Below are 18,989 nucleotides of genomic sequence, written 5' to 3'. Positions count from 1 at the left end.
CCTTGCGCCGTTACCTACGACTAAGCCAGAATCCGCCGGCTTGTGCGTCTAGGTCGCGGGTTCTATCGTCTGTCGGTCGCTGAAAAACAGTGATCGGGTTTGGTAGCCCGGTGTTAGATGTACAGCTCCACCATCGCCGAAACTTCTTCGTTTCGAATTTATGGTGGTCATGTGCAGGGCGTCCTAGGGCGCGCCGGATCCTAACACCCGGTCTACCAACCTGCGCATGGCCGCCACCCTTCGTTTGGTAGCGAAAGGGTGAAGCCTCCTCTAAATGTGTTAGGAGCTTCATCTATGTTCAAAGTAACGCCGAACCCACCCGAAACCGACCCCACATCCCCCTACGAATCCCCCGACTCCAAGCGATTCCACGAAGCCGCCGAACGCGCCCTCGACCACTACCTCAAACCCGCCAGCCAAATCATGGCCAGCACCCAACAACCCGAACGCATGTACCTCGCCAACCCCAAGTACAACAGCGAATCCCTGCTCGCCAACGCCAGCGAAACCCTCGGCTCCGCCAGCGAAATGCTCCTCAACTTCGCCGCCATGCTCGACACCCCCCACCGCAAAACCGCACTGGGCATCGCCCAAGTCGTGATGCTCGGCGAAATCGCCGTCAACCAAGCGCTGGATAACGTCGAAATCGCCAGCTAATCCCCACCCCGACGAGGGGAAACCCTCGTCGAACCCCGCTGTCACACCCTGGCTGGCACACGGCCACGGCTTGCGCCCCCCAGCCTCGGCTGTCACCCTTCGAACCGTTCTCAAGGATCAGAACCAGGAATCACGGATGAGTGGCTACGTACCCAACCCCCCGAAAAATTTTCGTTACGAAGAAGCCAAACCCGTCGATATTCACGCCCAGCGTTGGGCGGAATATGAGAAACACGGGAAAGAACCTGCGCGCGAACCTGAAAAAATCGGGATCGCGTTGAGGATTGGGGTGTTCTTTGATGGCACTGGGAATAACGCGAACAACACGGCGGCTGGATTGCTGTGTGGGGCGCAGCATCCGATTGCGCCTCAGGATATTCCTGCCAGTTGTCAGCCCTATATGAGGGATCCGGACAGCAGCTACGCCAATAGCACCACCAATGTTCAGAAACTAAGCGAACTGTACTTCGCACCTCAAAGGGCCGAAGGAGATAGTTTGCAGAAGCAAGCGTTCCGGATGATTTATATCGAGGGAATAGGAACTGAGTCAGGCAAGAAGGACAGTACGTTAGGTGGTGGTACTGGCCGAGGCGATACAGGCGTGGCAGGACGTGTTCAGTTGTCGTTCGCAGAGATCAAAACCCGTATCAAGGACGTGTTGGACAACAATCCCAATAGTGAAATTACGTCCCTGACCTTTGATGCGTTCGGCTTCAGCCGTGGTGCTGCTGCAGCAAGACACTTTGCCAACGAGGTCGTACGTGGAAAGCAGGGGCCACTCGGGGAAGTGTTGCGCAGCAACGCCAATGCCCTCAGCCGGACCTTCATCGAAGAGTACAAAAGCAGCATCAACATGGGTTTTATTGGCCTTTTTGATACGGTGCCATCCATTGCTGGCTGGTCGAATCTGGGGGACATCAAAAGTCCCATCGCAACAGGAGTCAAACTCTACCTCGACCTCCGCTTCTTCACAGATGTCGTGCAGCTATCCGCACGTGACGAATATCGGGCCAACTTCGCTCTGAGCCGCGTTAAAGCGGATCACTTGGAAATAACTCTGCCCGGGGTTCATTCTGACATCGGCGGTGGCTACCGCGATGAGGTCGAAGAGTGCGTGCTCGTCAGTCCGATGCAAACGCTAGAGGTGTCGCAATTTACCGATGTCTCCACTACGTCGATCTACCGTGATGCCGTGACGGTGAAGGCGCAGTGGCTTGCCAAAGGATGGCCAGAAGAGATGTTGGAGATCGTCACGCCTGACGCCCTTCCTCTGCCAATTGATCGGCAGGATCGGCTCAGCCCACGTATGAAGCGCGTGTATGCCGCAGTGCAGCTCAAGCGTCCTGTGAGTGGCTTGCTCTCCAGGGTATATCTACGAGTGATGCACCGATTGGCGAAAGAGAAGGGCGTTCGGTTTCAAGACATTCCCGATACGCCTGAGTTGGCAGTGCCCGCAGAGCTTCAAGCGCTGTGTGATCGATTTCTGGCGGGTAGTTACGACACCTCAATCCAAGAAGACCAATTGCTGAAGCTGAAGTACATTCACATGTCTGCAAATTGGAACCATCCTCTCGGGCGCAGAGATGGCAGTGGCGTCCACGCCGTTTACATCAATGCCCCGACGCCGGACTCGATACGCGTACAACACCCCCATGTAGCTGACTGGAAACTTTGGTGATGAAAGTACTTTTTACCCTGCTATGCGCGCTGTTCATTACTGGGTGCCAGTCTGCGGATCCACTTTCAGCAAAAAATGACCCGAAATCCGAGTGGTGGGAGTTGGCGTTTACCGAGCCGGACTACATGAAAGTCTGGGTAGAGAACAGTTCTGTTCAAGACATTAACGGCAGGATTTTCTATAAAACCGGCGGCGGCACCGCTGCGGGGGGAGAGCCTGAAGATGGCACGGAGTCCGCCCGAGGGTGGACAGGTGGGGTAGGCGGCAGCGGAAGGAGAGTGGTTGGAGCAGATTTGCCTGTCCGCATCTGGGTCCGTTGGCAATCGATTGTCGAACAGAAAACGTGGCAGGCATGGGTAGAAATCCCAGAGGACGCCAGGCAGTTGATGGTGGCGTCCGTCAATCAACGTTGCCCGCAGACGCCTGATCAGGAAGCGAGATTTATGGCGTCCGTTTATTTAGGGTTGGCCCCCGGTGGTGTTGTGCAGGTTTGGGTAAGAGACTCTTGCCACCACCCGGTCAAAGTCGCTCGAGCGCAGGCAGAAATTGAGCCGCTAGGGCCGAGCCAAGGTAAGAACGAAGGGCGTTACGCTTATCCGGTGAGTGAAAAGGCAAAGCGGTATATCGATAAATATGGCATTCCGTATGGAAGTTGGTAGGAAAGAGGTAGGAGTCACTTCTCTTGCCTGCTTTCAGTGGCGTTGTCAGGAGTGAATCGCGTCAATGCTGAACTCAACGAAGGTCCGCTTTCGGCCAATAGCGGACGCTCACAAACGACCGCTACCGACCCAAAGCAGCCGGTTGATCCTAAAAATAAATGCGTCCTCTTTTCTAATTTTGATTAGTACTAGGGCCTCACCGCGATGGACTACTTTGAGTTAGGTAAAATTGATATGCTTGACAACGGAAAGCATATCAATATCTAGTATCGACCGTATGGTATCAAGGAGTCTCTAATCATGGAAAAAATTAATCTTGAAGCGATTGATCCAAAAGTCGAACCAATTGATGAGAAGCTGCACCGCATTGGAAGATTTGCCATAGGAGCAGTGCCCGTTGTTGGAAGTCCGTTGTTGGAGATTTTTAATTCTTTACTTGAGGCCCCTCTAAATAAGCGCCGCACGGAAACAATGCTTGCGATTGGAGCAGCTTTAAACGACCTCATAGATCAAGGAGTTGTGACGGAAGCAGGACTAAAGGAAAATGAAGCATTTATAAGTACGGTTGCAGAAGTTTGCAATATCTCACTAAGGAACCATCAGGCAGAAAAGCTTGAAGCATTACGAAATGCCGTAATAAACTCTGCGCTACCTACATGCCCAAGTGATGATTACCGACAGATTTTCCTTAATTTTGTAGACGTGTGCACAGTTTCACACATTAGGCTCCTAAAGCTCTTCGAGGATCCTGAGCGGTGGTTTACAGAGAATAATCGTGTTAAACCATACCAAACCTCAGTATCTCTATCTCAAATTATTGCAAGCGCTATGCCCGAACTAATTGCAAATCATGAAATCCTTGACAGCATATGGAGTGACCTTTACCAAAAGGGGTTGGTTGAGGTAAAGCAGCTTGAAATGATTCTAAGTGCGGATAGTTGCCTGTCAAAACAGAACACAAAATTCGGAAGCAAGCTCGTGGCTTTTTTGAGTTGACTGCTTAGAAAGTGAGATTATCTTGTGAAGCAAATTTTTTATGCTGGCAATGATCGTCAACCGTGCGCAGCAGAATATGCAGTAGTCGTTGATAGTTCTGGCTCGATTCAACGAGCCCACATTGTTGTGGTGCAGTCGTCACAAAAAGGTATATGGACCAGCTTATACAATACCGACGAAGGAAGAAATAACGTATTGAATAGGATTTTGGTGCAGGATCTTTTAGGAGTTAGAGTAGAGTTTTTGACATTTAATATCATTTTAGACCTGTCCACTAGAATGGAAGGTTTTCGCCTTCCGATTAGGCTAAATTGGGATGACTATCTGCGCAAGGGTAATCCTTACAGAGCTAAGTTTTCTCTTACATCTGACTTTAAACGTTTCTTTCTTCAATTATTTCGCAGAGAAAGTAGAGAGGTCTCAATCTGGAGCGGTCATGTAGTCGGCGGTTGCGCAGAGTTCTACACCAATCTAATGGATCCAGATAGGTACTCACTCGACATTCACGAGGCTAGTAAACTTCTAGAACAAGCCGGATACAGTCGTCCTAAACGTCGTTGCTAACTCAAAACCAGTGAGTTTACAGATATGGAGTGGAACGGCCACGTGTCGGGGCGCAATGCGGATGAGAAACATTGAGCAGCCGCAATCGGCTCCGTCGACTGATATTGGCCGTAATCGGTAACTCCCGAGCGTCCGCTTTTGGCCGATATGGGTCGATCGCAGCCAGCCGTTCGTGACTTTACCAAGCTATCGTTTGTAACCGTTTGCCAGCATCACGCGGAGCTAATGACAGTGAACAGTTTTTTCATGATTGGAACTTGTTAACGTTTGACCCCACCTCCCAGCGTCGGGCGAGAAACCGTGTCGACTCGTCAGCAGTGTTGGTCACAACTACGGCGGCAGATGGTCGTGTGCTACAGCGCCAAGGGCATGACAGGACATCAAGGTATCCAAGCGCTCTTGGTCGATCTGCGACAAGGGGTTCAACGACGGTACGTCCGCAAAGCGATGTCAAATTGACATCCTGCTTTGACCAAAGCTAGGCTCAGCTGCTGCAACAACGGCAAGGACTCCACCCCATGACACCTCGCGACCAGTTTCAAAGAAATGGCTACATCCTCTCACGCCAAGGCCCCGGCGACTGGATGGCTGCACTGTGCAGCAAATTCGACGCCTTTACCCGGCCCTGGGACCAATGGGTATTTCCGCACGACAATCACTTGTGACATCTGCTGCTGATACTGGCCCGATGATCCGTCAATCGCGCCGTCTGTCCCTGATCCTGACCGCCGTCGTCGATCTGGTCCGCAAATGCTTTTCCCCCCAAGTGTATGGCTGTGATACCTCCCCAAACCGCAACTTAATCAACCGCAGAGCCACAAGTTGAACGTCAAGACCACCAGCACCGAAAGGGCCCTGCCCTCGTCAGAACAATTCACATACATTATCGGCAACAACGGCATCGGCAAGAGCATCGCGCTGGAGGAAAACGCACAAAACACAAGTGAACATACTAATGTCGTGGTCATTTCCTCTGGTTTAAGCGACAGATTCAAATGGGGCAGCAAGAAGAAAGATAGAAAAGGAGGCGGCAGCTATACCTACCTTGGCAATCGCACCGTAGGCAACGGCGTCCACATGAATACGCTGGCTGCGAATGCAGTACTGAACTACGTCATCTGCCTAGAAAAACAAAGAGATTCTGTATTGAAGGGCCTACTTCAAGACATAGGTTTTAAAAGCGAGGTATGGATAGGCCCACGCGAGGTAAAGAAGCGAAAAAGCGATAATAATTCGCAATTGGCCAGAACCTTCGCAAAAGCACCACTGGACCTTGGCTTCGTCAAAAGAAACCGCGCTATTCTGGATCACCCGCTCAAGCCATTCGAACTCATGCTAAGAAAGGACGACGAAATCCTACCGTTTTCCTTGTTCAGCTCTGGAGAGCAGAACATGGTGTCGACGGGGTTGAAAATCTTGTCTCATTGTGCGCCGAATACTCACTTCTATATTGATGAACCAGAGATAAGTCTACATCTTGAGTGGCAATTGGCATGGCCTAAGACTATGCAACAGATCGTCGCCAACGTGCTCGATTGCAAATTCACCGTTGCCACGCACTCGCCGGTAATCATTGCGAGCGCCCTGAAGCTGGGCTCTGCCTGCTATAACATGACCGGTGAGTCTAAGATGCAAAGAATCGTCGAAATTTCCAGCAATGTAGAAAACCTTATCTTCGAGGAATTTCATACTGTCACCCCGAATAACAAAGCGATCTACGAAAAATATGCGACGGTTCTCAACATGGCATTGGAGCATGCCAACACCGAGATTCACAGCATGCAGGAAGTAAAAGACGCATTAACTCTCCTGGAGGAGCACACCTTATCAGCTGCTGCCATGGCCGGTGAAAGAGCGGAACTGCGTAAGTCTGTTGAAGATTTCAAAATCGCTATTGATACCATCCTGCAAAGGGTCATTTCCCATGGATAGTGATATCACCTGTTTCTTGAAGCAGGTTTACCCGAAAGCTGCTCATGCACCCGACCGCGCCGCTGCCTACCAGCAAATCGTGCTGTTCTATAGAGCGGTAAGGAGGAATTTTCCGCCGGATAAGAATATCTGGGCGAATTTCTATAATACTGGTAAAGGAGCCTATCTTCACAGAAAGCTCCGCGAGTACCTCGCGACCCGACAAAATCAGTTGTGCTGTTATTGCCAAGACAAAATTTATCATCACGTAAACTCTAATATTGAGCACATATTACCCATCAAGCACTACCCCTATTTTGCATTTTCCTTCGATAATTTAGCCTTATCCTGTGCGACCTGTAACGCGTTGAAAAGCGCAGACGACTGGTTCAAGCTAGCGAGCGTGAAGCAGTCATACAGGAGGAACAAATTCGATTGTTTCCATCCACGCTATCATAGCTACCATGAACATATAGAAATGATTAGGATAGGAACTAACAAGGTCGACGTTAGAGTATTTTTTGGGAAAACCAAGGAAGGCAAGATTGTTTGTAAAAACCTTCTTGGCAAGGTGTCCAATTTCTTCTTAAAAGAAAAGACTTGCCCAGAAATATCGAAGGCAATTACATCATTGGAAAACTATATCAGCAACAACCCCGGTGCAGCCAGCCTCGCGCTTGAGCAGATAACAAAAATGCTTTACTCGAAAATTTAGATCAACATAGGGCTGTGAATCGCCCTTAGTGAACATTTTTTAGCGCTCGCTTCGGCCGATTGCAGTCCACCGCGAAGGACCGTTATGGGTCGATAGCGGTCAGTCGAGATTGACCGCTATCGACCCGGAGCTGCCGGTGGTAGCCGGCAGATATTTACCCCGGGAACCGCTAACACGGCTCTCCCACGAACTGCTCATTGGGTGCTATTGCTCCCAGATCCAGAGTGGTTTTTTTATCGAAGGCGGTTTCAACACTGATGTTGTCGTTGGATATTTTTATAATAGCCATGCTTGGTACAAGTAGGAGTTGTTCGTATTGGCTGCTGCCAACAAAGCTCTCGTTAGCATCAGAAAATGTTACATCTACCTTGATGCGACACTCAATATCCAACTCAAGCACCCAAATCGTTTGGTTTGAGTCGTCCCGGATAATCGAAAATTTCTGTCCTTCATCATGCTTTATCGAAACGACATCGATATCTGCGCATCGGCCATTGTAGAAATAACTTGTCCTAGCAGTAAACAAGAGACAATCTTCCAGCCCACTAACAATCTTATCACCAACCGCAGACGGAAGCCCTCCGCTGTTGTTAAACTCTTGGAACCTCACGAATCGCTGACTCGAAATTTCCTTGATATCGTCCTCCACCGAATTTATCAAAGCTAGCGCGGTAGGCAAATCCGGAACACAATGAAGTTTCTTGCTTTTAGACGCATGGCAAAAAGCGATCCAATCCTTATCCTCTGACACTACTAGAATACCATTGTGTGAGGTGTATGCCTCTAGGCACAGAAGTGCTACAGCATCGGGGAATTCGAACTTCTTATCATTACTCCTGTGAAACGGAGGTTCATTGTTAAAATATAGCTCGTACAGTTTTCGCGCCGACACTTCCTCGTAAGAAATTACTTCAGCATCGGTTGCTAGGTAAAAATCATTAAACTCATGGAAGATTATTTGCTCTGGATTAGGTCGTTCGTCGAGCTCTTCGCACAACTCATCGCGCAGCTCGACACTCAAGTATTGACTCACAAGTGCAAAGGCATCATCGACCTTTTTGCTCTTTGCTCGGTGCATGTCCAACATGTGCTTTTCGGCTTCATCGCGCACCAACTCAGTGATCACCAGCTTGATGTTCGAATTTTTTAGCTGACTCAAATGACCTATCAGCCCTCCCTTGAAGGTCCTCCCATTACGATCAAAAGCCTGCGTGTCAAAAGTGACCGCCGTTATTTCACCACAAATAAGTTTTTGACGCAGAGCTTGAAAATATGCAGGATCGATGTTCATGCCGCTTTCACTTTGGATTTGAACGATAACTACTGAATCAGGATTTTCTGATCCCCGCTGTCATATTGGGTGATTGAGAGGATTGTGATGTGTGGCCTGCCTGATTTGAGCCAGGCTGAACAGCGGCACGATCTTTAACGTGTTGCTGATAGGATCGTGAATGGCTTGTTTGAATGCGAACTCGTCACGATTATGGGTTTCGCAGAGCTCGATGATCTTGTTCACAATTGCCAAGATATCCTCAAACTCAGTCTTGAGGCCGAAGCAAATTCCTTTGAGGGCGGAGAACTCATATTTGAGTAGTCGGTGCTCTGCCGCTGATGCATCCATCATCGAGGGGTTGTAAACAATCCTATATTCGTTCTCTTGTGCCCAGTCTTTCCATTTTCGAGCTAGTCGAGTTTCCAAATCATTCCAGTACTTATCTCGGGATTGATGTGATCCATAACCTCGTGAGGCCGTGCTTCTATTTTTGTGCTCGTCTTCAAGCCAATAAGCGTCAAGCTGGCTCGTGGTCATGTGGAAAAGGCATTCGAAGAAGTTCAGTTCCAATGGCTTATCGTTGTAATCGACCTTCTGTAGTTTTGCACGCCATGGCCTTGTACCCCAGCCTTCCTGCTTCTCCCACGGGACGGTGAGCATCAAGCACCGGTCTAGCTCATCGTTAGGAATAGTGTCAAAAATCAAGCAAGCTCCACGGTGGTTATCCCCGTAGGAGCCCCAGATCGCCGAGTTAGTACAGGAGGACATAAAACATGCAACATACCAGGGCGAATGGGTAAGCCCTGGCAATGATTCTACATAGTGGCTGGGGAAATTTGATGCGGATGTGATAGGTAGTTTGCTTTGAGTTCTTGCATAGGCAACAGTAAAGGCTGATGCTCGAAGAAGAACGCTAAGCGAAAGGAAATGCGCCTCCAGTTGTACCTCTGGACTTTCATGTTTGTTGGCATGGACTTGCGCATTCAGCAGTGCATCTGAAGTGGCTGTGTTGCCATCCCAGAGGTAGGCCGGCTCGCTCAGGAGATTATATTTCAAGAAGGTATTGCATATCTCCTGGAGTACAAACGGGTTTACAACCATCAACTGGGCGTGTAACTCAGCTTTGGATACCTTTCTCTCCGAGTGCGCTAATTCATTGATGTGGGCTTGTATTCGCATGTCGGCAGTGACTAGTTTTGCAGCTTCGTCATAAATTGCCCGCATTTTCGGTGCGATATGCGATGGAGCTGATGTCATAGGTACGAATTCATCGCCTAGCATTTTCATGGCTAATTCGTGGGCCAAGCTCCAAGTGTAATGTTTGAAGAGATTCGTCCAGATGATCGTGTCGCCCGACCAATGGAACTTGGTATAGCCTTCGAAGGGGTCGTTTAAGCTTTCTGGTGACGGGAAAAAGATGTAGTTTCCTTCCAATTCGCCGATCTTGGCCGGTTTAGCGGGTTCGACACATGAGCCATCATCCCCCACTACCTCCATTGTGTTCTGCTCTCCGAGCAGGCGATGGATGGGGCGAAAACGATAAAATTCCATTGGGCTTTCTGCGGTCATCAACCCACCCTTGTATTCCTGCTAAAAAGATTATTGCTTTGTAGTCAATTGCATGGATTGGATGATGGCATTTTGATGGTCTGGTGACTAGCGTTGTGAGCTGATCACGGAAGGACGATTAAATGCTGTCCTTCCGGGTAATGACCAGATGACAGTATTCAGGCCTTCTCCAGCCGGCGCCATCCTGATGGGTGATGGTGAGCGTTGGGTTGGGATCGATAAGCAACGGATCCACGCTTGCGTACTCTTAGGGAGCCAGGCGTGCTTTGATCGTTCTCAATAATTCTTGTGAAGTGGTGCTATCAGCCAGGAAGAAAAATGCATCCAGCTCCGCTCGTACCACACCACCATGGTTAGCTCGAATAGCAAAAACTCCTGCGTATGGCGGACAGCCGAGCAGGGCTCAGTGGGCCAATATGGACGACTGCTTTTGGCCGATAGCTGACTCTTGTGAACGACTGCTCCTGGCCGAAAGCAGCCCCGTGCGCAATTCCCTATGACTCCGAGTACTGCCAGATCAACGAATCCACACACAGCCTCATCCAGCAACAATGTCAAACGCAAAACTACCCAACGCCTCCCCATTCACCATAACCCGCACCCCATGCCGCCCCACAAAATGCTTCCGCGTCGTAAAATCCTTAATCACCTGCCGCCTCCCCACAACCAACTCCCCAAACCCCGCCAACCCCACCGTCTTCAACTTAAAAACCTTCCTCGAAACCCCGCCATTCGCCTTCACATAGTCAATCGCATAATCAATCACCAACCGCTGCTCATGCGCCACCGTCGACTTCACCACAAACGACAACGCAATCGCTTCCCCCAACCTCACCACCGCCGGTTCAACCCGCACATCCAACAACTCAACCTCAGCCTTCGCCCCAGCGCCAATTACCGTCAGCGCTCGCAAATCCCCCTGCTTAATCAAACTCCGCAACGCATGCTTCGCAATCCACGCCGTGTGCTTGTTCTCCAGCGACCAACCTTCAATCGTGTCCAGCACCCACTCCGGATGCACTTTCGTCACGTCATTCAAATGATTCGCCACGGACTTGCGCACGTACAAACTCTCATCCGCTTTCAACCGATCGAGTATCCCTGCGGCCAACTGCGGATCCGCCTGAACCGCTTCCAACCGAAACGACCAAGGCAGGCGAGGGCGGCTGCCTTCGCTGGCGAGTCGGCGAACGTGGTGGTTTTCGTCTCGGGTCCAGTCGTGCATCAATTCCAGCGAGCGCTCCGGGTCGCTGCGCAGAAAGTGGCGGATGGCGAATTCGGAGGAGCCGAAGGTGGTGAAGTACTTCAGGGCGTCCATGGAGGTGTCGAACGCATGCCCGCCATAGCTCGCGACGTAATGCGGCAGGCACATGCTGACGAATCCGCTGTTCAGCCTTGGTGCGAGTTCACGCAATACATCGAGGGAATCTTGGTAATCCAGCGGCAACACGGCGTGCAGGCTTTCGCTGACACGCGCCATGCGTTGCATCACTGATAATTCAGCGAGTCCGTCCTGGGCATGTTTGAGAAACGCCTTGGCCTTGAACGCCGGGTACACGGCGCTCATTTCGCGGGCGATGTGTTGCAAGCGCTCGGCGTTGAAGATTTCCTTTAACGCCGGGGCGGCGGTGTCGGTGGTGCTCATGGTCAGGTCATCGGGGTGCTGACGAACGCTTCGAGGGTTTCGGCGTAGGCGGTGTATTGGGCGATGTGGGGGTAGCGGCGGGTGTCGATCTGGTCGGGGACGACGAGGTCAGTGAAGCTCCAGGCGACGGCGAGGCTGATGCCGGCCTGGGTGAGGGTGCCGTCGGTGGGCAGGCCGGTTTTTTCCAGTTCTTGCTCGAGGGCGGTGAACGCGGCGGCGAGTTGGCCTTCGACGCGTTCGACCCACGGCTGGTACTGAATGTCGGCCGGGCGCAGGTTGCGTTCGTAATACAGTTGCACGGCTTTTTCGCCGGCGGCGAGGCTGAGGCCGATCAGGCGCAGGGCGTGGGCGCGTTGTTTCAGGTCGCTCGGCAGCAGGCTTTTGCCGGAGCTGGTTTCGAGGTAATCGAGGATGAGGGTCGAGTCCATCAGGACGACGCCGTCGTCGAGGATCAGTGTCGGGGCTTTGACCACCGGGTTGATCTGCTGGAATTGCTCGAAGTGGCGGAACACCGAGACTGACTCGTGTTCGAGGTCGATGCCAAGGCGTTTGGCGGAGATCGCCACGCGGCGTACGTAAGGGGAGTCCAGCATGCCGATCAGTTTCATGACGCGTTCCTTCAAGTCAAACCGGTGGGAAGGCATAACCTAGCCGACGTTGAGGCAATTGTCAGTCGTCGAAGCCGGCTTGTTCGTGAATCTCATCAACATTCAGTTCCAGCCGATACGCCACCGCCACAAACAACGCCTGACACAAACACAACGTCGCACTCAGCGAGCGAAAGGCGAGGGCGCTGCCTTCGTTGACCAGCAGTACGCTGTTGGCGAGTTTCGCCAGTGGCGAGAGGTGGCTGTCGGTGAGGATCAGGGTGTTGGCCTGCTGCTGGCGGGCGAAGCGCAGGCAGTGTTGGGTTTCCTTGGCGTAGGGCACGAAGCTGATAGCAATGACCAGATCGTTGGCGCGCACGCTGCGCATTTGCTCGCGATAACTGCCGCCTAGCCCGGACACCAGATGAATTTTTTTTTGAGTGTGTTGCAAGTTGTAAACGAGGTAGTCGGCGACGGCGAAGGAGCGGCGCACGCCGACGACATAAATGTTGTCGGCGTTGACGATCAGGTCGACGGCTTTTTCGAACGCGGCGTCGTCGAGTTCACGGCCCAGGCGTTCGATGCCGGAGCGGGTGGCGTCGATGCATTCGCGGGCGAGGTCGCCGGCGCTGGCTTGCTGCGACTGGTTGGCGATCATGCTGCGGATGCGTTGCTGGTAGTTTTGCACCGGCGAGGCTTTGTGCGTGTAGGCGCTGCGGAACAGCGCCTGCATTTCGCTGAAGCCGCTGAAACCGAAGCGTTGCGAGAAGCGCACGATGGCGGACGGGTGCACTTCGCACTCGCGGGCGATGTCGCTGATGCGGTCGACCATGATCCGGTCGCTCTGCTGGCTGATGTAGCTGGCGATGCGTTTGAGCTGGCGCGGCAGGGCGTCGTATTCGTCGGTGATCAGTTGCAGCAGGCGCTCGGCATTGATCGGAGGGCTGGCGAGTGAAACCTCGTCGGAGACCGGCAGATCGGGGCGGGGCATAGGTCATCCTTCAGGCTGGTTGATCACACGGTGGGCCTGATAGTAGGGGGGCTTTTGCAGGTCTGCTTTGCTGAAACGATGCAGTGCGTGGTAAAAAATTGCGTCCGGGCGCTGCGTGGTTAGCCGTTTGTCTTCTATATACAGCCGCTCGACTGAATTTCTTGCTATAAACGCACTCCGATTGCCCGTATGAACGCTGTGTCAGAGCAGTTTCCGGACGTTGTCGGACAAATTCCCTGTATTTACAGTTGCTGAGGCCTCGATCGGGCCTTAGACTGCCGCCCCTCGTAAATTGAGTGCCGGGTGGCATTTGCAATAAACGATGCCTTTTCGCCGACCGCACGCGGTTCGCCGAAACGCTCCCTAATTCGCCTTAATGCACGTTTTTTTATAGAGATATCAATGACAAAGGACAAGTTGCTGGCCATGCCGGCAGATGACTACATGAATGCCGAGCAGCACGCTTTCTTCACTGAGCTGTTGCAGAACATGAAAGTCGAAACCCACGAGCGCATTGAGCAAAATCGTATCGCCATTGAAAGCCTGGACACCCCGGCTGACCCGGCGGACGCAGCTTCGGTTGAAGAAGAGCGCACTTGGCTGGTGAACGCGATCGATCGCGACCAGCGCATGCTGCCGCAACTGGAACAAGCCCTTGAGCGCATCAAGGAAGACAGCTTTGGCTGGTGCGATGACAGCGGCGAGGCCATTGGCCTGAAGCGCCTGCTGATCAGCCCGACCACCAAGTACTGCATCGAAGCTCAAGAGCGTCACGAGCAGATCGACAAGCACCAGCGTCAGGCCTGATTCTGTGAGGTGACCCTTTCGATAGGGGCGCCTTGAAAAGATCGCAGCCTTCGGCAGCTCCTACACGGGCGTTGCTGGCGGCTGCGATCTTTGTTTTCGCACGTCTGCAATAAGCCCGAGCCGTTCCATTGACCTGCCACAGCCCCCACGACTAACGGACCATGGATAATGGCGTTGTAGTGGCGTTTAATGCAGTCACAACAATGAGAACAAGCGTGGGGTGTTGATATGACGAGAGATGGATCTCTGGTTGGGGCGTTGCCTGCACCAGTGCTTTTGCCGAAAAACCGCTGGATCGCTCCGACCCTGCAAAGCATCGCCCTGATGCTGTTGCTGGCCGGCATGAGCCTGGCCGACTGGTCGCTGTACATCGGCATGCCGCTGGCGGTGCTGATTGTCTGGCTGCCACGCCTGCGTTCCCGAACTCTCCCCGATACACAGCCTGCCGACCCTGGCAGCGCAATGTCTGAACTGACTCGCGACCTTTCCTATACCACCAGCCACAACGCTTTGTCGGCGGCGGGCGTGGCGTTTTCGGTCAAGGAACTGGCGAGCAAACTCGAATCGCAACTCGATGCGGCAGCGCGAATCGTCAGCAATGCTGAAGTGATGATCGCGACCGAACACGCGACTTCGCAGCTCAGTCGCGAAGCCCTTGAGGCGGCGAGTCAGGCGCATCACAGCAGCGCGGCGGGGCGTACGGAACTGGTGGATTCGATCGCGCGCATGCATCAACTCAGTCAGCGCGCGAATGCCAGCCGTGAATTGATCGAAGCCTTGAGTCTGCGCAGCGATGATATTCAGCGCGTGACCCTGGTGATTCAGTCGATTGCCAGCCAGACCAATTTGCTCGCATTGAACGCGGCGATCGAAGCGGCGCGGGCCGGTGAGCATGGTCGCGGTTTCGCGGTGGTGGCGGACGAAGTTCGCGGGTTGGCGGCACGCACAGCTTCGGCAACCGGTGAAGTGGGCGAGATGGTCGCGGACATTCAACAGCGCACGGCGCAGGTGGTGGAGCAGATTCGCGAGTTGTCGAGTGATCTGCAGACGGGGGTCGAGCAGGTCGAGCACACCGGCCAGCATCTGGAGAATATCGCGCGACTGGCAGCCGGGGTGGAAACTCAGGTCGGTGAAATTGCTCAAGGTGCAGAAACCAATCGCGAACAACTCGACAGCCTGTTCAAGGCTATCGAGCAGATGCGCAGCGATCTGGCGATCAGCGATCAACAGACCCGCCGCCTCGCCGAAGCGGCGGTGCAGATGGAAGGGCAGGCAGAAACCATCAGCGAGCGTCTGGCCGAAGTCGGTCTGGATGACTATCACCAGCGCATCTACGATCTGGCCCGCGAAGGCGCGAGCCAGATTGCAGCGCGGTTCGAGGCGGATGTCGAGCAGGGGCGGATTAGTCTTGAGGATTTGTTCGACCGTCAGTATCAGCCGATCCCGAATACGCAACCGGCGAAATTTCAAACCCGTTTCGACCGATACACCGATCAGGTGCTGCCGGCGATTCAGGAGCCCTTGTTGCCACGTCACGAGGGGTTGGTGTTCGCCATCGCCTGTACGCAACAGGGTTATGTGCCGACGCATAATCAGCTGTTCAGTCAGCCGTTGACCGGTGATGCGCAGGTCGATGCCGTAAATAATCGCACCAAGCGTAAATTTGCTGACCGCACCGGAATTCGTTGCGGCAGTCATCAGCAACCGGTGTTGTTGCAGACCTACACGCGCGACACCGGTGAGCTGATGCATGACCTTTCGGTGCCGATCATGATCAAGGGCCGGCACTGGGGTGGATTGCGTCTGGGCTATAAACCGGAAAAACCGCGCTGAGGGATTGTTACTTCTGATGCAATGAATCTGTGCACGGAGCTTGCTGTTTCCGCCCGCAAGAAACCATTAATCTGCCCGCTTAGTTAGGTTGCTAATGATTTCGGGAGGGCTGCATGCAGTGCAGAGTTGATGTCGCCGTGATGATCGGCAGTGGCGTGCCGGCCGGTTTGCGCGCGTTGGGTCGCAGCGTTTGCTGGGTGGTGTTACTCAATGGCGAGCGTCGCGGCACTGCGTTTGCCAGCCGCGACGAGGCCGAGGAGTGCAAGGCTGCGTGGCTTGCACAATTGCATGCCGAACCGAGTGACAGCCTGCACTGATCAGGACTACTTGCCGCGGTGCAGGCGTACATTCAGTTCATCGACCATTACCGCTTCTTCACCATCGGCCCTTAACCATTCCTTGAGCAATTGCGCCTGTTGCGGTGACCAGAAGTCGGCGTCGATCAGTTTGGTGTTGGCGTCCAGTGGATGCGCCTCGATGAAATCGTCGATTGCGTTATCGTCTGAAGGCAACCCCAGTTGATCGAACAGGGTTTTCAGATCGTATGCTGGCAGTTCCATCGTGTACTCCTTCGGTGGGCGCCGGTATGGCGCGGTCGTTCGCTCTCTTTATCTGAGGCAACCACTCGCCAGTAGTTCGATCTTTGACTCCAGTGAGCGGGCGAGGGCGCAGGCTTCGTTGTGATCTTCGCGGAAACCTCTTACACGGCCGGTCGATGTTTCCTTTATGTGGAAGAAGGCGTTGCCGGCCGGTACGACTTGAAAGCGTGGGCAATGGTCGTTCATATCAGTGGCACGCAGGATCAGCGGTGATTCGATCCGGGCGTCTGTGGTCATGGCAAAGTGAGTCCGAGTGCACATATGAAGTCCTTTTCATCAGTTGGCCGATGTTTACAGGCCGTTTCGGGTAGTCGGAATGAGCATCGCTGCTCTAGAATCGCCAGTACCTGTTGACGACAGGGTTTATCTAAAGCAATTTTTCGCCAGCGATATGTCGGAAAAGTGCTTTTTTTCGTGAGAATTTTCCCTAAAGTTCGTAGTCAGACTGCTCTTGCCGACGCTGAGGATTTTTCCTTCAAGTTTTGGCGACATCGGGATGAGTTTCGCGAGTGACAATCCAGTAGTCTTAGCAACCTCGCGTTGAATGAGCACTCTGCTCGATTCGGGCTTTATTGATTTATTTGGCAGTGACATCGGCCTGGCCGTTTATTTGCCGTGCGCGTTTTCCGTGTGCGGTTTTTTCAGATGTGGGGATGTTTCTTTGGCAGTCAGTAATCTCGATATGCATGCTTTGTTCGTGTTGGGTGATTTGCGCGCAAAGCTGGTCAAGCTGTTCCAGTCGCGTTTTGTTTACATCACCGAGCAGAACGCCGAAGGCATTTACGTGGCCGAGATCGACACCGAAAGTGCCTTGGTGGTCGATGACAAACCGGGGCTGAAGCTCAAGGTCGGCGATCATTTCAGTGCATCGGTCTTGCCCAGCCGCGAAGGTGGCAAGATGGATATCCGCTTTCGCGAAATCAAACTCACGGTCTATGGACTCGGCGATTACGCCTTCGTCGACACCGCTGACGGGCACGCGATCCTGTTCAAGGAAGGCCACAGCGTGGTGACCGTATTCGCCGCCCATCAGCAATTGCAGGAAGGCCTGACCAAAACCCTGAAAGCCGTGACCGCCAAAGCCGCCAAGTGGCGCAAGGGCGAACTGGTGACGTTCAAGGCCAGCGAGTGAGCCGCGCGGATTTTCATTCACAAAACCTCGACACTGCACGCGAGGAGGCCCGGCGTTTGTTTACCGCCAAGGCCGAATTGCAGGGCGCCTGGCTGAACTGGGTGGCTGCGCAGATCTACCAGTTACGTCCCGCGGAATACGCCAGCATGGTCAGACGTGAGCTGCAAAGCTTGCAGGAAAAGTCTGATTCGTAACCTCGTCCTGGGCATGGCCCGGAAAAAGCAGGAACCTCGGCTACAGTCAGTTGACTGAGTATTCAGAGGCTTGCGGTCTTCTGTCAGGCCATCCTGCCATTGCTGTGAACAGCACGAGGTGCAATGCATGAACGGATTTCGACGGTTACTGGCCGCCAGCGTGGCCACATTCGGTTTGCTGACATCAGCGCAATCGGTGACGGCCGCCCAGGCGCCGATCCATTTTGCCGACCTGAACTGGGAAAGCGGCAGCCTGATTACCGATGTCCTGCGGATCATCGTCGAGAAGGGTTACGGCTTGCCGACTGACACCTTGCCCGGTACCACCATCACGCTGGAAACCGCACTGGCCAACAATGACATTCAGGTCATTGGCGAGGAGTGGGCCGGGCGCAGTCCTGTGTGGGTCAAGGCCGAGGCCGAAGGCAAAGTCGTCAGCCTCGGTGATACGGTCAAGGGCGCTACCGAGGGCTGGTGGGTGCCGGAATACGTGATCAAGGGCGACCCAGCCAAAGGCATCAAGCCGCTGGCACCGGATCTGCGCAGCGTCAGTGATCTGAAAAAGTACAAGGACGTGTTCAAGGACCCGGAAACCCCGAGCAAGGGGCGGTTCCTCAACAGCCCGATCGGCTGGACCTCGGAAGTGGTCAACAAGCAGAAGTTGACGGCTTATGGGTTGCAGGATGATTACACCAACTTCCGCAGTGGTTCGGGGGCGGCGCTGGATGCCGAGATCAGCTCATCGATTCGTCGTGGCAAACCGGTGTTGTTTTACTACTGGTCGCCGACGCCGCTGCTGGGCAAATTCAAACTGGTGCAACTGGAAGAGCCGCCGTTTGATGCCGACGCGTGGAAGACCCTGACTGACGCCGATAATCCCAATCCCAAACCGACCCGCTCGCTGGCGTCGAAGCTGTCGATTGGCGTGTCTACGCCGTTCCATAAGCAATATCCGCAGATTGCCGAGTTCTTCAGCAAAGTGGATTTCCCGATCGAGCCGCTGAACAAGGCGTTGGCCGAGATGAGCGAGAAGCACACGGCGCCACGGGAGGCGGCGGTGGCATTCATGAAGGCGCACCCGGACGTGTGGCAGGCCTGGTTGCCGAAGGATGTGGCGGAGAAGGTTTCGGCTGATTTGAAATAGGGGTTGATGCGGCCGGCCTCTTCGCGAGCAAGCTC

Annotated in this window: 20 protein-coding genes; 13 read left to right on the top strand and 7 right to left on the bottom strand. The window is 53.4% G+C overall.

The annotated features are described in order from the left end of the window. Nucleotides 1-294: 294 nt before the first annotated feature. The 7 genes from ACWR1S_RS05230 to ACWR1S_RS05200 all read left to right on the top strand — a co-directional run bounded on the left by ACWR1S_RS05230 (nucleotide 295) and on the right by ACWR1S_RS05200 (nucleotide 7,180). The gene (locus tag ACWR1S_RS05230) at nucleotides 295-657 is read left to right on the top strand and encodes a DUF6124 family protein (RefSeq protein ID WP_108226440.1); all 363 of its coding nucleotides are present in this window, start codon (nucleotides 295-297) and stop codon (nucleotides 655-657) included. 136 nt (nucleotides 658-793) lie between these two features. Next, a complete protein-coding gene (locus tag ACWR1S_RS05225) occupies nucleotides 794-2,335 on the top strand; it encodes a DUF2235 domain-containing protein (protein WP_454562677.1) in 1,542 nt (513 codons plus the stop codon). Next, nucleotides 2,335-2,994, top strand: coding sequence for a DUF2931 family protein (locus ACWR1S_RS05220; protein WP_454562676.1), 660 nt, complete (start codon nucleotides 2,335-2,337; stop codon nucleotides 2,992-2,994). Before ACWR1S_RS05225 ends, ACWR1S_RS05220 begins: the two co-directional genes overlap by 1 nt. A gap of 300 nt (nucleotides 2,995-3,294) precedes the next feature. Next, a complete protein-coding gene (locus ACWR1S_RS05215; RefSeq protein ID WP_454562675.1) occupies nucleotides 3,295-3,990 on the top strand; it encodes a hypothetical protein in 696 nt (231 codons plus the stop codon). A gap of 24 nt (nucleotides 3,991-4,014) precedes the next feature. After that, nucleotides 4,015-4,554 (top strand): hypothetical protein, encoded by a 540-nt coding sequence (locus tag ACWR1S_RS05210; protein WP_454562674.1) that lies wholly within the window; start codon nucleotides 4,015-4,017, stop codon nucleotides 4,552-4,554. Nucleotides 4,555-5,376: 822 nt separating this feature from the next. Further along, a complete protein-coding gene (locus ACWR1S_RS05205) occupies nucleotides 5,377-6,486 on the top strand; it encodes an AAA family ATPase (RefSeq protein ID WP_454562673.1) in 1,110 nt (369 codons plus the stop codon). Continuing rightward, nucleotides 6,479-7,180 (top strand): HNH endonuclease, encoded by a 702-nt coding sequence (locus ACWR1S_RS05200; RefSeq protein WP_454562672.1) that lies wholly within the window; start codon nucleotides 6,479-6,481, stop codon nucleotides 7,178-7,180. Before ACWR1S_RS05205 ends, ACWR1S_RS05200 begins: the two co-directional genes overlap by 8 nt. Before the next feature lie 169 nt (nucleotides 7,181-7,349). Here ACWR1S_RS05200 and ACWR1S_RS05195 read toward each other — a convergent pair whose 3' ends face one another. From ACWR1S_RS05195 to ACWR1S_RS05175, 5 genes are all read right to left on the bottom strand, one after another. After that, complete coding sequence (locus ACWR1S_RS05195) at nucleotides 7,350-8,471, bottom strand: PIN domain-containing protein (protein ID WP_454562671.1); 1,122 nt, start codon at nucleotides 8,469-8,471, stop codon at nucleotides 7,350-7,352. Between the two features lie 60 nt (nucleotides 8,472-8,531). Continuing rightward, on the bottom strand, nucleotides 8,532-10,022 hold the full coding sequence (locus tag ACWR1S_RS05190) for a DUF2971 domain-containing protein (RefSeq protein ID WP_454562670.1): 1,491 nt from the start codon (nucleotides 10,020-10,022) through the stop codon (nucleotides 8,532-8,534). Between the two features lie 538 nt (nucleotides 10,023-10,560). Continuing rightward, nucleotides 10,561-11,667 (bottom strand): DNA alkylation repair protein, encoded by a 1,107-nt coding sequence (locus tag ACWR1S_RS05185; protein ID WP_454562669.1) that lies wholly within the window; start codon nucleotides 11,665-11,667, stop codon nucleotides 10,561-10,563. 2 nt (nucleotides 11,668-11,669) lie between these two features. Next, nucleotides 11,670-12,275: a glutathione S-transferase gene (locus tag ACWR1S_RS05180; RefSeq protein ID WP_454562668.1), complete on the bottom strand. Its 606-nt coding sequence runs from the start codon at nucleotides 12,273-12,275 to the stop codon at nucleotides 11,670-11,672. Between the two features lie 61 nt (nucleotides 12,276-12,336). Continuing rightward, nucleotides 12,337-13,245 carry a MurR/RpiR family transcriptional regulator gene (locus ACWR1S_RS05175; RefSeq protein ID WP_454562667.1) on the bottom strand — a complete coding sequence of 303 codons (909 nt, stop codon included), beginning with the start codon at nucleotides 13,243-13,245 and terminating at the stop codon, nucleotides 12,337-12,339. 402 nt (nucleotides 13,246-13,647) lie between these two features. Here ACWR1S_RS05175 and ACWR1S_RS05170 point away from each other — a divergent pair, with 402 nt between their 5' ends. From ACWR1S_RS05170 to ACWR1S_RS05160, 3 genes are all read left to right on the top strand, one after another. Beyond that, on the top strand, nucleotides 13,648-14,052 hold the full coding sequence (locus ACWR1S_RS05170; RefSeq protein ID WP_003225981.1) for a TraR/DksA family transcriptional regulator: 405 nt from the start codon (nucleotides 13,648-13,650) through the stop codon (nucleotides 14,050-14,052). A gap of 228 nt (nucleotides 14,053-14,280) precedes the next feature. Further along, nucleotides 14,281-15,885, top strand: coding sequence for a methyl-accepting chemotaxis protein (locus ACWR1S_RS05165; protein ID WP_454562666.1), 1,605 nt, complete (start codon nucleotides 14,281-14,283; stop codon nucleotides 15,883-15,885). A gap of 113 nt (nucleotides 15,886-15,998) precedes the next feature. Next, entirely contained in the window at nucleotides 15,999-16,202 is a 204-nt protein-coding gene (locus ACWR1S_RS05160) for a hypothetical protein (protein ID WP_454562665.1), read from the top strand. A gap of 6 nt (nucleotides 16,203-16,208) precedes the next feature. On the opposite strand, the gene ACWR1S_RS05155 is transcribed toward ACWR1S_RS05160, so the two are convergent. Together ACWR1S_RS05155 and ACWR1S_RS05150 are read right to left on the bottom strand one after the other, a co-directional pair. After that, nucleotides 16,209-16,445: a DUF2789 family protein gene (locus tag ACWR1S_RS05155; RefSeq protein WP_127926807.1), complete on the bottom strand. Its 237-nt coding sequence runs from the start codon at nucleotides 16,443-16,445 to the stop codon at nucleotides 16,209-16,211. Between the two features lie 48 nt (nucleotides 16,446-16,493). Further along, nucleotides 16,494-16,745: a hypothetical protein gene (locus ACWR1S_RS05150; RefSeq protein WP_127926808.1), complete on the bottom strand. Its 252-nt coding sequence runs from the start codon at nucleotides 16,743-16,745 to the stop codon at nucleotides 16,494-16,496. 400 nt (nucleotides 16,746-17,145) lie between these two features. Here ACWR1S_RS05150 and ACWR1S_RS05145 point away from each other — a divergent pair, with 400 nt between their 5' ends. The 3 genes from ACWR1S_RS05145 to ACWR1S_RS05135 all read left to right on the top strand — a co-directional run bounded on the left by ACWR1S_RS05145 (nucleotide 17,146) and on the right by ACWR1S_RS05135 (nucleotide 18,954). Next, on the top strand, nucleotides 17,146-17,616 hold the full coding sequence (locus ACWR1S_RS05145; RefSeq protein WP_016982993.1) for a hypothetical protein: 471 nt from the start codon (nucleotides 17,146-17,148) through the stop codon (nucleotides 17,614-17,616). Then, nucleotides 17,613-17,810 (top strand): hypothetical protein, encoded by a 198-nt coding sequence (locus ACWR1S_RS05140; protein ID WP_242206337.1) that lies wholly within the window; start codon nucleotides 17,613-17,615, stop codon nucleotides 17,808-17,810. The genes ACWR1S_RS05145 and ACWR1S_RS05140 overlap by 4 nt, the downstream gene beginning before the upstream one ends. Nucleotides 17,811-17,937: 127 nt before the next feature. Further along, nucleotides 17,938-18,954 carry an ABC transporter substrate-binding protein gene (locus ACWR1S_RS05135; RefSeq protein WP_454562664.1) on the top strand — a complete coding sequence of 339 codons (1,017 nt, stop codon included), beginning with the start codon at nucleotides 17,938-17,940 and terminating at the stop codon, nucleotides 18,952-18,954. Nucleotides 18,955-18,989 lie beyond the last annotated feature (35 nt).

Source organism: Pseudomonas sp. AIG (assembly GCF_977020205.1).
The sequence above is the reverse complement of the archived record's forward strand: the minus strand, read 5'-3'. Positions and strand labels throughout refer to the sequence as shown.